The organism is Streptomyces sp. NBC_00322, from assembly GCF_036147535.1.
In the GTDB taxonomy this organism is placed as follows: Bacteria; Actinomycetota; Actinomycetes; order Streptomycetales; family Streptomycetaceae; genus Streptomyces.
Map to the genome: position 1 here is coordinate 813,485 of NZ_CP108019.1, position 12,493 is coordinate 825,977.

12 protein-coding genes are annotated in these 12,493 nt (G+C 70.1%); 5 read left to right on the plus strand and 7 right to left on the minus strand.

The genetic code is table 11. The features are described 5' to 3' along the window. Positions 1–193: 193 nt before the first annotated feature. Positions 194–2,296, plus strand: a complete 2,103-nt coding sequence (locus tag OG905_RS03685) for a SpoIIE family protein phosphatase (RefSeq protein ID WP_328666147.1) — start codon at positions 194–196, stop codon at positions 2,294–2,296. Positions 2,297–2,341: 45 nt separating this feature from the next. Here OG905_RS03685 and OG905_RS03690 read toward each other — a convergent pair whose 3' ends face one another. After that, positions 2,342–2,785 carry an ArsI/CadI family heavy metal resistance metalloenzyme gene (locus OG905_RS03690; RefSeq protein WP_328666148.1) on the minus strand — a complete coding sequence of 148 codons (444 nt, stop codon included), beginning with the start codon at positions 2,783–2,785 and terminating at the stop codon, positions 2,342–2,344. Positions 2,786–3,057: 272 nt separating this feature from the next. Here OG905_RS03690 and pstS point away from each other — a divergent pair, with 272 nt between their 5' ends. Next, positions 3,058–4,176, plus strand: coding sequence for a phosphate ABC transporter substrate-binding protein PstS (pstS, locus tag OG905_RS03695; protein WP_328666149.1), 1,119 nt, complete (start codon positions 3,058–3,060; stop codon positions 4,174–4,176). 21 nt (positions 4,177–4,197) lie between these two features. Here the strand turns inward: pstS and OG905_RS03700 are convergent, their stop codons facing one another. Both OG905_RS03700 and OG905_RS03705 read right to left on the minus strand, forming a co-directional pair. Continuing rightward, on the minus strand, positions 4,198–4,992 hold the full coding sequence (locus OG905_RS03700; protein ID WP_328666150.1) for an aquaporin: 795 nt from the start codon (positions 4,990–4,992) through the stop codon (positions 4,198–4,200). Positions 4,993–5,039: 47 nt separating this feature from the next. Then, on the minus strand, positions 5,040–5,354 hold the full coding sequence (locus tag OG905_RS03705) for an ArsR/SmtB family transcription factor (RefSeq protein WP_328666151.1): 315 nt from the start codon (positions 5,352–5,354) through the stop codon (positions 5,040–5,042). Between the two features lie 65 nt (positions 5,355–5,419). On the opposite strand from OG905_RS03705, the gene OG905_RS03710 reads away from it, so the two are divergent. Continuing rightward, positions 5,420–5,839, plus strand: a complete 420-nt coding sequence (locus OG905_RS03710; protein WP_328666152.1) for an arsenate reductase ArsC — start codon at positions 5,420–5,422, stop codon at positions 5,837–5,839. 42 nt (positions 5,840–5,881) lie between these two features. Here the strand turns inward: OG905_RS03710 and OG905_RS03715 are convergent, their stop codons facing one another. Continuing rightward, complete coding sequence (locus tag OG905_RS03715) at positions 5,882–6,766, minus strand: sigma-70 family RNA polymerase sigma factor (protein WP_328666153.1); 885 nt, start codon at positions 6,764–6,766, stop codon at positions 5,882–5,884. A gap of 105 nt (positions 6,767–6,871) precedes the next feature. On the opposite strand from OG905_RS03715, the gene OG905_RS03720 reads away from it, so the two are divergent. Further along, the gene (locus OG905_RS03720; protein WP_328666154.1) at positions 6,872–7,633 is read left to right on the plus strand and encodes an SDR family oxidoreductase; all 762 of its coding nucleotides are present in this window, start codon (positions 6,872–6,874) and stop codon (positions 7,631–7,633) included. A 275-nt stretch (positions 7,634–7,908) separates the two neighbouring features. Here OG905_RS03720 and OG905_RS03725 read toward each other — a convergent pair whose 3' ends face one another. The 3 genes from OG905_RS03725 to OG905_RS03735 all read right to left on the minus strand — a co-directional run bounded on the left by OG905_RS03725 (position 7,909) and on the right by OG905_RS03735 (position 11,376). Continuing rightward, the gene (locus OG905_RS03725; protein ID WP_328666155.1) at positions 7,909–8,238 is read right to left on the minus strand and encodes a TfoX/Sxy family protein; all 330 of its coding nucleotides are present in this window, start codon (positions 8,236–8,238) and stop codon (positions 7,909–7,911) included. Positions 8,239–8,349: 111 nt separating this feature from the next. Beyond that, a complete protein-coding gene (locus tag OG905_RS03730; protein WP_328666156.1) occupies positions 8,350–9,186 on the minus strand; it encodes an undecaprenyl-diphosphate phosphatase in 837 nt (278 codons plus the stop codon). Positions 9,187–9,417: 231 nt separating this feature from the next. Then, complete coding sequence (locus OG905_RS03735) at positions 9,418–11,376, minus strand: sensor histidine kinase (protein WP_328666157.1); 1,959 nt, start codon at positions 11,374–11,376, stop codon at positions 9,418–9,420. A 209-nt stretch (positions 11,377–11,585) separates the two neighbouring features. Between OG905_RS03735 and OG905_RS03740 the strand changes: the two genes are divergently transcribed. Next, positions 11,586–12,368: an oxidoreductase gene (locus tag OG905_RS03740; protein ID WP_328666158.1), complete on the plus strand. Its 783-nt coding sequence runs from the start codon at positions 11,586–11,588 to the stop codon at positions 12,366–12,368. Positions 12,369–12,493 lie beyond the last annotated feature (125 nt).

Below are 12,493 nucleotides of genomic sequence, written 5' to 3' on the forward strand. Positions count from 1 at the left end.
GACGTCGCAGCGGAAACGCAGGGCTCGCTACGTCTTGTTTCGTACGGCGGGGGTACGCGGGAGCTGTAGTGGTCGACAGGGTGCGGCCGCAGGCAGCGCTGAGAGACCATGGAAGTCATCGAGACCGGCGGCGCCCGAGGCCGGAGTCAGCACCGGGCATCGAGGATGGCGGCGGGCGGACGGAGGGCCTGGGATGAGCACAACCGAATCCTTCCCGGCCGACGCGGCCCGGCCCAAGGGCAGCAGCTCCGAGCCGAGTGGCCTCATGGACGTCCTGAGCGTCGCCGCCGTGGTGCTGGACGCGGACGGCCGGATCGTCCTGTGGAGCCCGCAGGCCGAGGGGTTGTTCGGGTACGCCGCCAAAGAGGCGCTCGGCCGGTACGCCGCCCGACTGCTCGTCCACGAGCAGCACCGGGCGCTGATACGGCGGCTGTTTTCTCAGGTCATGGCGGGCGAGGGGACCTGGGCGGGTGTCTTTCCCGTGCGGCACAAGGACGGCGGCACGCGACTGGTCGAGTTCCGCAACATGCGGCTGGAGGACAACCGGAAAGGCTTCTACGCCTTGGGCCTGGCCACCGAGCAGGGCACGTTGCGGCAGGTGGAGCGAGACCTCGCGCTGTCCACACGGCTGATCTCCCAGTCCCCGATCGGCCTTGCGGTGGTGGACACCGATCTGCGGTACGTCACCGTCAACGCTGCCCTGGAGCGCATCAACGGCCTGCCTGCCGCCGAGCACGTTGGCCGGCATGTCCGAGAAGCTCTGCCGTTCTTGGACACCGCGGCCATCGAGGCCGCGATGCGCAAAGTTCTCGCCACCGGTATTCCGATCCTGGACCGGGAGTCCGTCGGGCACACACCGGCCGACCCGGACCACGAGCACGCCTGGTCGGTGTCCTTCTACCGGCTGGAGTCCTCGAACGGGAAGGTCCTGGGTCTGGCCACCTCCGTCGTGGACGTCACCGAGCGATATCTGGCCACCAGAGAGGCCGCCCAGGCCCGGCAACGCCTGGCTCTCGTCGCCGACGCCTCGATACGCATCGGCACCACGCTCGACCTCGAACAGACAGCCCGCGAACTCGCCGAGGTGTCGGTGCCCGAGCTGGCCGACGTGGCGGCGGTGGACGTACTCGACAGCATCCTCAACGGCCATTCGGGCACCGTCATCCACGAAGGCCCCGCGGTCTTCCGCGCTCTGGCCGTCGCCGCCTCACATGCCAGTGATGCCGTACGGGCGGCCGATCAGCCCGGCGAGGTCGCCCGGTACGACGCCGACCGGCTGGTCACCCAGTGCGTGAACACCGGCCGCCCGGTCCGCGTGTCCCACGTGGACAGCGATGACCTGAAGTGCATCGCCCGCAGTCCCGAAGCCGCGACGCTGCTGGCTGCCGCGGGAGTGCACTCGTATCTGGCCGTGCCGCTGATCGCGCGGGGTGAAGTACTCGGCGCCCTGGACCTCAAGCGCACCACCAACCCCCAGCCGTTCGACGCCGACGACGAGGTCCTGGCCGGCGAGCTGGCGGCGCGGGCTGCCGTGTGCATCGACAACGCCCGCTGGTACCGGCAGTTGCGCAACACGGCCCTCACGCTGCAGCGCAGCCTTCTGCCGCAGCAGCCACCGGAACAGCCCGGCCTGGAGATCGCCTACCGCTACCAGCCCGCCCTGGCCGCCAGTGAGGTGGGAGGCGACTGGTTCGACGTCATCCCGCTGTCCGGAGACAAGACGGCGCTGGTCATCGGCGACGTCATGGGCAGCGGCATCACCGCCGCCGCCACGATGGGCCAGCTCCGCACCGCCACCCGCACGCTGGCCGAACTCGACCTCGACCCCGCCCAGGTGCTGCGCCACCTCGACCGCATCACCGACCGCATGGGGCAGACCATCACCACGTGCATCTACGCCATCTACGATCCCCACAACGCCCAGTGCCTCATCTCCAGCGCCGGACACCTCCCACCCGCGCTGGTACGCCCCGGCCGGGCCCCCGAACTGCTCGACCTGCCCACCGGCGCGCCGCTCGGCGTCGGCGACATCACCTTCCACACCACCACGCTGGCCCTGCACCCCGAGGACCAACTCGTCCTCTACACCGATGGCCTGGTCGAAACACGCGACCAGGCCATCGACGAACGTCTGGACGCCTTCCTCGCCCTCCTCGCGCAGCCGCGGCGATCCCTGGAGGACACCTGCGACGCACTCCTGCGCGAGCTGCGCCAACCGGGAAACCACGACGACGTGGCCCTGCTCATCGCCCGGGCCCGGCGCAGTCCTGGGACCGGGGGGACGCCGCCGTCATAAGACCGGCTCCCCTGGCCGGAACAGCCGCAGGGCGGACCCACAGGATCAGCAGCAGAGGTCGGCGCCCACCGGTTGGCCGGCTTCCGCGCAGCACGCGCTGCCAGGCTGCTTGGCCGACGTGTCGGCGTCGGCCTTGACGACGTACACCTCCCAGGGCTCACGGCCGGGGCCATGGACCCAGACCTTGTCCTGGAGTGCGTAGCAACAGGTGGTGTCGTTCTCCTCCGCCGTCGCAAGGCCCGCCTCGCTCAGGCGGGCAGTGGCGGCGTGGACGGCGTCGGCGGTTTCGACCTCGACGCCGAGGTGGTCCATACGGGTGTCCTCGCCCGTGTCGCCTTCGATGAGGACGAGCTTGAGCGGCGGCTCGGCGATGGCGAAGTTGGCATAGCCGTCGCGGAGTTTGGCGGGCCCGGTGCCGAAGAGCTTGGTGTAGAAGGCGATGGCGGCGGCGAGGTCGGGAACGCGGAGTGCGAGTTGTACACGGGACATGACGTGCCTCCTGCTGGGGCTGTGAGCGGCTACTGATTCACGGTCGGCGTCTCCCACGCGGTCGGAGCCGAGCCGAGAGACGCCGCCTGTTTCGACAACTGTCGATGGCTTGCACGGCCAGCATGGCACCTGATTCGATGAACGTCAACATAGACATTCATCAAATTACTAGCCGGGGCGCCAGAGCGACGGCTGGTGTTCATCGAGGCGTCACCTCGGCCGCTCCCGCATAGCCGAGCATCAATGTCCCCGGCTTCTGGAAGGGACCACAGATGCAGCATCGACCCACGAGCCGCAGGCATCTGCTCGGCGCGGGTGCGGCAGCAGCGACGGGTGTCGCCCTCCTCTCCGCCTGCGGGCTCGGCGCCGCGGACGACCCGCGGCCGACTGCCACGGCGACCAGCCACATCGCGTGCGCCACGAAGGGTCAACTGGCAGCGTCCGGGTCCTCCGCCCAGCAGAACGCGATGACGCACTGGATGCGCGAGTACCAACGCGCCTGCCCGGGCGTGCAGTTCCGCTACGTGCCCGTCGGCTCCGGCGCCGGTGTCGCCCAGTTTCTGCGCGGGGCGACCGTGCTCGGCGGGACCGACAGCACGCTGAAGCCGGACGAGATCGAGGACTCCCGGGAGGTGTGCAAAGGAGGCAGAGCCATCGATCTGCCGATGGTCGGCGGCCCCATCGCCCTCGGCTACAACCTCTCGGGCGTCGACAACCTCGTCCTCGATGCCCCCACTCTCGCGAAGATCTTCGACTCGGAGATCACCGTGTGGAACGCTCCGGCCATCCAGCGCCTGAACCCCGGCCTCCGGCTGCCCGCCACCCCCATCAGTGCGGTGCACCGCTCCGACGGCTCCGGTACGACCCAGAACTTCAACGCCTACCTCTCCGGGGCCGCCCCGGACGACTGGCCCTATCCCAAGGAGAAGACCTGGCAGGCGAAGGGAGGCAACTCCGCGGCCGGTTCCGACGGGGTGGCATCCCAGGTGGCGGGCACGGACGGCGCGATCGGCTACTTCGAGCTGTCCTTCGCGAAGGCCAGCAAGATCCCCACCGTCAGACTCGACACGGGCGCCCCCGAGCCCGTCGCCGTCTCCGCCGAGACGGCATCGGCCGGTATCGCCGCGGGCCATGTGTCGGGAACCGGCAAGGACATGACGGTGAAGTTCGACTACAGGACCAAGGCCGACGGGGCATACCCCATCGTCCTCGTCACGTACGAGATCGTCTGCGACAAGGGCACCCCCGCCGATGTCCTGCCCGCCCTCAAGTCCTTCCTGACCTACACCGCGGGCGCGGAGGGGCAGAAGGACCTCTCGCGCATCCACTACGCCCCCCTGCCGCAAGAGGTGGCCGACCAGGTCCGCACCATCGTCGGCACCCTGTCCTGACGGCGGCGCCGGGGTCTGAGCTCACCCGGCCGGTTGCCGGGAAGCGTCCCGCCCCTGCATGAAGACGAGCGCCACCAGCGCCAGTCCGACCACCGTGCCGGCCAGCTGGGCGCCGATGAAGCCCGGGACCGAGGAGGGCGCGATGCCCGCGAAGGTGTCGGTGAACGCACGGCCGATCGTCACAGCCGGATTGGCGAACGACGTGGACGACGTGAACCAGTAGGCGGCACCGATGTACGAGGCGACGGCGACCGGCGCGAAGCGCAGGCGGTCGGTGCGCGCCAGGCCGAAGATCAACAGGATCAGCCCTGCGGTCGCCACGACCTCGCCGAGCAGCAGGTGTCCGGCCGAGCGGTCATGCGTGGACCACTTGACCAGCGGCTCGGCGAACATCGCGTCGGCCAGCACGGCGCCCGCGACCGCGCCCGCGATCTGGGCGGGGACGTAGACGACCGCCTCGCGTGCGGTGACGCCGGGGCCGCCGCGGCGGGCGGTCCACCACTCGGCCAGCGTGACGGCCGGGTTGAAGTGCGCGCCGGAGACCGGGCCGAGCAGGGCGATCAGTACGCCGAGCCCGAAGACGGTGGCGATGGAGTTGGCCAGGAGCTGGAGGCCGACGTCCTGGGTGAGCTCGGTGGCCTGGATGCCGGAGCCGACGACCACCGCGACCAGAGCGGCGGTGCCGACCAGTTCGGCGGCGGCCCGGGCCACGAGCGGCGTGCGCGGCGGGGTGGCGCCCGGCGCGGGCTGCGGTTCGGTGGCGGAAACGACGGCCTCCGCGGCGGACTCGGTTCCGGCGGCCCGGGTGGTGCTCAACAGGACTCCTCAGTGCAGACGCAAGCAGGCGCAACGGGAAAAGGTGTTCAGGGGCAGGAGCGCTTGATGTTCGCCTCGGCGGTGGCGCGCGCGGTCTCCGCGAGGTCGGCGAACTGACCGGCAAGGGAGGCGATGACGTCTGGGCGAAGCCTGTAGTAGGTGAACCGTCCGCAGGGCTCGGTCTCCACGACCCCCGCCTCGCGCAGCACCTTCAGGTGGTTCGAGAGATTCGTCTGCCGGGCGCCGGTCTCCTCGACCAGGTGCGTAGTGCACAGGGTCTCGCGGGCGAGCAGGGTCACGATCCGGAGCCTGAGCGGGTCGGCCAGCACCCGGATCAGGTCAGTGTCGACTGACGTCATCATGGGCTGATACTGTCACATCAGCCGGAGCTGACACCAGTCCGAACTGAGCAAAGGAAGTAGATCCGATGGCCTCCACACCCGCCGCCTCCGTGCTGTTCGTCTGCGTCCACAACGCCGGGCGCTCGCAGATGGCCGCCGCCTGGCTGACCCACCTTGCCGGTGACCGAATCGAGGTCCGCTCCGCGGGCTCCAAGCCCGGCAACGCCGTGAACCCGGCAGCAGTCGAGGCGATGAAGGAAGTCGGGATCGACATCTCCGCCGAGACGCCCAAGATCCTCACGATCGACGCGGTCCGCGAGTCCGACGTCTGCATCACCATGGGCTGCGGCGACACCTGCCCTGTCTTCCCCGGCAAGCGCTACCTGGACTGGGAGCTGGAGGACCCGGCGGGCCAGGGCGTCGAGGCCGTACGCCCCATCCGCGACGAGATCAAGAAGCGGGTCGAGGGCCTGATCGCCGAGATCGACGCCGCGGCCGCCAAGTGAGCGGTGAGGCTCGGAACACGGCTTGCTCTTGACGTAGTTGTGTCAGTCGTCGAGAACGGCAATCTTGAGTTGGCCGAGGCGATTCGGGTCGGCGATCACGTCGATCTCGGTGATCCTGCCGTCCGTGATCGTGAAAGCGAGTACCAGGAAGAGCCGACCGCGCGGGGCCATGGCGAGCCCAACTGCTCCGTCGATTAGCGCCAGTCCGGTGAACCGGGCCCTTCCCGTCGCGGCCATCGCGCCCTTGGCCACGGTGTGGGCGCCCAGAATGACGAGGGGTTCGGGAGTCGGGACGACCGCCTTGTCCGCCCGGAGCACCACGTCCGGATCGAGGAGTGCGACCAGCGCCTCGAAGTCCCCACCACGGGTGGCTGCCAGGAAGGCCTCGACCACTCGGCGCTTGCGGGCCAGATCCGCGTCGGCCACCGCCGCGCCCCCCTTGACCCGGCGGCGGGCGCGGCTCGCGAGCTGTCGGGCCGCGGCCGGGGAACGCTCGAGCATCACGCCGATGTCGTCGAAGGACACGGCGAACATGTCGTGCAATACGAAGGCGAGCCGCTCGGCCGGCGTCAGCGTGTCGAGCACCACCAGCATGGCCACCCCGACCGAGTCGGCCAGCAACGCTTCCTGCTCGGGGTCGCGCCCTTCCTCGTGGCCGGGTGCCGCGTCGGGCACCAGCACGTCAAGGGGCTCCTCGCGCCGGTGCTCGCGCGAGCGCAGCATGTTCAGACACACCCGTGACACCACCGTGGTCAGCCATCCGGAGAGGTTCTGGACATCGCTGGTGTCGGCGCGGCTGACGCGCAGCCAGGCTTCCTGCACGGCGTCATCGGCCTCACTCACCGAGCCGAGCATCCGGTAGGCCACCGCTCGCAGACGAGTGCGGTCTTCCTCGAATCGCTCGGCCAGCCCTGCGTTCTTGTCCATCGGTCACATTCCTCGCTCGGCGGGTGTCATAGAAGTAGATCACCGAGAACCTACTGATGGGGCTGGGAGTTCGAGCGCCCGGTCCGGACAAGCTTGGGAGAAGCCATGACGTCAACCATCCTGGTCACTGGCGGTACGGGCACGCTCGGGAGCCACGTCGTCCCGCTCCTGCTGGAGGCCGGCTGCAAGGTGCGGGTGCTCAGCCGGCACGGCCGCGAGTCCCGGGAGGGCGTCGAATACGTGGCCTGTGACCTGCTCAAGGGCGAGGGGATCGAGGCCGCGGTGGACGGGGCGGAGATCGTCCTGCACCTCGCGGGTGGCCCCAAGGGCGACGACGTGGCGACCCGGAACCTGGTGCGGGCCGCGGCGCGAGCAGGGGTGCGGCACCTGGTGTACATCTCGGTCATCGGGGCGGACAAGGTTCCGGTGGGCTGGCTCAGGTCCAAGCTGGCCGCGGAGCAGGCCGTGGCCGAATCCGGTGTGCCGTGGACGACGCTGCGTGCCGCGCAGTTCCACAACCTGGTCCTGACCGTGGCCGAGAAGACCGCAAAGCTGCCGGTGATACCGGTCCCGGGCGGACTCCGGTTCCAGCCGGTCGACTCCCGCGACGTGGCGGCCCGGCTCGTGGAACTGACGCTCGGCGAGCCGGTCGGCCTGGTGCCCGACCTGGCCGGGCCGAAGGTGTACGGGATGGGCGACCTGGCCCGCGGATATCTGCGGGCGCGCGGCAAGCGCCGGTTGATGATGCCGGTCCGCATCCCGGGCAAGGCCGGCCGCGCCTACCGGGCGGGCGAGAACCTGTCCCTCGATGGGGCGACGCTGGGGCGGCGGACCTGGGAGGACTTCCTGGCGGAGCGGGTGAGTTGACGGCCTGAGCCGCTGACGCGCCGTCACAACCGAATGCCGGCGCGGGCACGGCGGTCGTCAGGTCAGCGCGCCGACCGGCGACCGCCCCACGTCAGCGTGCGCGCCGGTGGGGAGGCCGCCGCTGCTCCGGCGATCCGGCGTCGCAGGCAGGATGCCCGGCACCGCTTCCATCCCCTCGCGGTCGACCGAGACGGACAGGCTTCGAGGGGGCGGCCGCGGCGGCCGGTTCCAATGGCCGGGAGGCGGGTCCGCTGGTCGCATCGCCGGTCCGCGGGTCACTTCGGTGGCAGACCCGCCGCGAAGGCACAGCCCTCGTCGATCCATGCGTCGAGGTCCCTGTCCTCGGAGATTGCGGGTGCGGCGACGACGACCCAGCCCCGCATCGGGCGGCCGGTGAAGTCGAAGGCGCGCGCACCGGGCCGGGCCAGGGCCGCGTCGGTGCCGTCTGGGCCGACGCGGACCATGAGCTCGTCCCCGATGACGCCGACGGCCATATTGCCGTGATGCAAGAACGCCAGGCCGCCGAACATGCGCTTCTCAGTGATCGCGGGATCCGTGCTCAGGCGTTCGCGGATCCGCTCGGCCAGTCCTTCGTCGAATGCCATGTCTCAGTGAAACCCGGGGCGTCGTGCCGCACCACTGGTCGCGCCTCGTGCAGCGGATGGGTTGCCGAGCTGCGCGCTGAGCGTCACCGCTGCCGCGGACAGCGCTGCCCGTCAGGCGTGGAGCGCTCCAGTGCCCAGCAGCGCGAACAGGACGCCGCCCACCAGGATCCGGTAGACGACGAACGCGTTGAAGGAGTGCTTCGCGACGAACTTCAGCAGCCAGGCAATGGAGGCGTAGGCGACGGCGAAGGAGACGACCGTGCCGACGAGGAGCGGGGTGGTGTCCACGCCGGCGCCGAGGGCGTCCTTGAGTTCGTACAGGCCCGCGCCCGTGAGCGCCGGAATGCCCAGGAAGAACGACAGCCGGGTGGCCGCGACCCGGTCCAGGTCGAGCATGAGGGCCGTGGACATGGTCGCGCCGGAGCGGGAGAAGCCGGGGAAGAGCAGGGCGAGGATCTGCGAGCCGCCCACGAGCATGGTGTCCTTGAGGCCGGCGTCGTCCTCGCCGCGCTTGTGACGCCCCATCCGGTCGGCCGCCCACATCACACCGCTGCCGGCGATCAACGATCCGGCCACCACCCACAGCGAGGCCAGCGGGCCCTCGATGAGCGGTTTGGCGGCCAGCCCGACGGCGACGATGGGGACGGTTGCGTAGATGACCCACCAGGCGAACTTGTAGTCGTGGTGGTACCGCTCCTCGCGGTCCGCCAGGCCGCGGCCCCAGGCGGAGACGATCCGCATGATGTCCTTGCGGAAGTACGTCAGCACGGCGGCGATCGCCCCGACCTGGATGACAGCGGTGAAGCCGACGACGGACGTGTCGTCGACGGGGATACCCATCAGCCCTTCGGTGATCTTCAGGTGGCCGGTGGAGGAGATGGGAAGGAATTCCGTCACCCCCTCCACGACACCGAGCATGGCGGCCTGGCTGACGCTGATGGCACTCACAGGAGCCCTTTCTGAACGGTTGGCCGGGTGTGCGAGCGGCTTGCCTGTCCACCGCGCCGCCGTAGAAGTTCTACACGACTGCCGGCGAGGGCGCCGAGTACGTTGACCCCCACCTGCACGGGCGAGTGACCCACGCTCCGAGTCCTGGCAGGCACTGGTGTGGCGAGCGATCGGGGAGCAGGTGGATAGGCCAGGGCCACCGCCGGCCGGCCGGCGAACAGCAGGTACGGTTCAGCCCGCCGTCGCCGGCTGTGTCTGCGGCACCTCGACAAGCGCGGACGGCAGGGCGACGTACGCCGTGACACCGCAGGCACTGCCCTGGCCCTGGGTGGGGCGCAGTTCGACCTGGGCGCCGAGCCGGGCCGCGAGGGTCCCGACGACGTAGTGCCCGAGATAGCGGGTAGGGGCGACCAGGAATGACTCGCGGCCCGCGAGCCGGGCGTTGGAGCGGGCCAGCTCCTCGGCCGTCATGCCGGAACCGCGATCGACGACGGCCAGGCAGTACTCGCCGCCGTCGCGCCAGCCGTAGATCTCGACCGGGCGCGAGGGAGGTGAGAAGAGCAGGGCATTCTCGATGAGTTCGGCCAGCAGATGGGAGAGCTCGGCGACTGCCCGGCCGCGGATCCGTGCCTGCTGTACGTCGACCACGGCCACGCGCCGGTACTGCTCGACCTCGGCGATCGCCGACTGCACCACCTCGGCTGCTGTCACAAGACCCGACCAGGTGCGCGGCGGCAGCTCCTCCCCCGTGAGCACGAGCAGCGACTCGGCATTGCGGCGCATACGGGTGGCCAGGTGGTCGAGTTCGAACAGCTCCCCGAGTGCGTCCGGATCGATTTCCTGCCTTTCCAGGGCGGTGATCAGGCCGAGCTGGCGGGAGATCAGCGCCTGGTTGCGGCGGCCGAGGCCGGCGAGCGACTCGGAGCTGTTGCGCCGCAGCACAGCCTGCTCGGTCGCAAGACCGATCGCGGTGTGCTCGACATTGTGCAGGGCGTCGGCGAGCCGGGTGAACTCGCGGGCGCTGTCGGGCACTCGGCGGGAGGGTAGGGGGGCGAGTTCGGCGCCCGCTTCGGCCTGCTGGATCCGGGTAACGGCGGCAGGCAGCCCGGCACTGGCGACCATGTCGGCCTCATCAGCGAGTGCGACGAGCGGCCGGGTGATCGAACGGGCGGAGAGCACGGCGAGTGCGGTGGCGACCGCCAGGATCAGCACACCGAGACCGATGAAGCCGCCCAGCTGACCGGTGGCGCCGTCCCCCATCCGGACCGCGCGAGTGCGTACCTGAGCGCCGATCTGCCTCTGAACGCCGTGGAGTTGGTCGACGAGCGCAGTCATCGAGGACCACCAGCGGCCGGGATCCACGGCGAGTCGGCTGCCATCGGCTCCGCCCTCTGCCTGCTTCTCGTAGCCCATGGCGCGCCGGGCGTTGCTGGAGGCGAAGGCCGCGTCGAGCGCGGACTGCTGGGCAGGGGCGGCCAGTTCGGCGTACTGGCGCAGGAAGGCCAGCCGGTCTGCCCGCACTTCGGTGAATTGAAGGAACTCGGCCCCCTTGAAACGCCCGGCCGCGAAAACTCCGTTGAGGAAGCCGCGCTCAAGGGCGATCGCTTCGGTGGCCCGGGTGAGGGCCTGCAGTGCGTCCATCCCGTCGACGAGAGTGCGGTCGCCACGAGCCGGGTCCGCCGCCGAGGCACCGATCAGTCCATCGATCGCTTCCGTGTACGCGGCAAGGGTCGAGGGGCGCTGGGCAGTGCCGCCGTCGACCTGACGGCGCACGGCGACCAGAGCCGAGACCGGGGAGAGCGCGTCCCGTAAGCCGTCGCCCCGCGCGTCCACGCCAGGGCCGCCCTCCCTGAGGAGGACGTCGAATCCGGTACGGGCGGTGTCGGTGCGTGCGCGCTGGGCGTCGACGTCGTCGCGGTACTCCGCAGCGCCACCGAGCAGCCCATTGGTCAGGCCACGCTCACGCTGCAGCTCGCGCACCAGGCCCTGTGCCTTGAGGACGAGTTCGACCCGGCCCGCGGTCTCGCGCGCCGCGGACCAGTCGGATGCCCGGTCGGCCACGCCGAGGCCGGTCACGACCAACAGCAGGCAGGTGGGGACTGCGAGCACGATGGCCACACGACCGCGAATCGAGCCCCAGCCGGGAAGGACGGGAAGCGGCGGCAGAAGCCGCCGTAGGTTGTGCATCATGTCCGACGACGATACGAACTGACATGGCCCGCGCGATTTCCCGACAGTAAGCGGCTGGTTGCTGCCGGTTCACAGCCAGCCGGGCCATGCCGGGCACCGTACGCCACAAGCCCGTAACGCAGCATCACGGTGACCGCCTCCGCAGAACTTGCTCGGCGCGCCAGCGGTCGCAGCCACTGGTGAGGAGCCGTCGATGCCACGATGTCCTTATGGACCTGCACCTGGCCGACAAGGTCGCGATTGTCACCGGCGCGAGCAAGGGAATCGGACTGGCCATCACGCGCGCGTTGGCTGACGAGGGCGCCGCGGTCATCGCCGGGGCGCGCAGCCTCACTGACGAGCTGTCACAGCTCGCCGACGGCGGCCGGGTACGGCCGATGCAGGTGGATCTGGCCACGCCGGACGGCCCCGCGATGCTGGTCGACGCCGTCGGAGCCGGCGGACTGGACATCCTGGTCAACAATGTCGGCGCGGTCCGTCCCCGCACCGGCGGCTTCCTGTCGGTGACCGACGACGAGTGGATCTCCACCCTGACGATCAACTTCCTCGCCGCGGTCCGCACCACCCGCGCCGCCCTGCCCCACCTCATCGAGCGTGGCTCGGGCGCTGTCGTCACCGTCAACTCGGTCAACGCCAGGCTTCCCGATCCCCTGGTCATCGACTACAGCGCGGCCAAAGCGGCGCTGGCGAACTTCTCGAAGGCGCTGTCGAAAGAGGTCGGCCCGCAAGGAATCCGGGTCAACACGGTCAGCCCGGGGCCGGTGAGCACCGCCCTGTGGCTCGGTGACGACGGCGTCGCAGCCACCGTTGCCGAAGCCCACGGGATGAAACCGCCAGCGGTTGCCGACCGGGCCGCGAGCGAATCGGTGACCGGCCGGTTCACCCGGCCCGACGAGGTCGCGGACCTGGTCGTCTGGCTGGCCGGCGACCGGGCGTCCAACATCACCGGCGCCGACTTCACGATCGACGGCGGACTCATCAACACGCTTTGACGATGTCGGCGCCCCGATGAGGCGTCGGCGTCGCTCGCCCGGTTCAGCTTAATGCTCGCTTGCACGCGTAAACGTGACAGAGCCGGGTGGGACCGCAACCACCGCGCAACACGGGACGGCGTTTC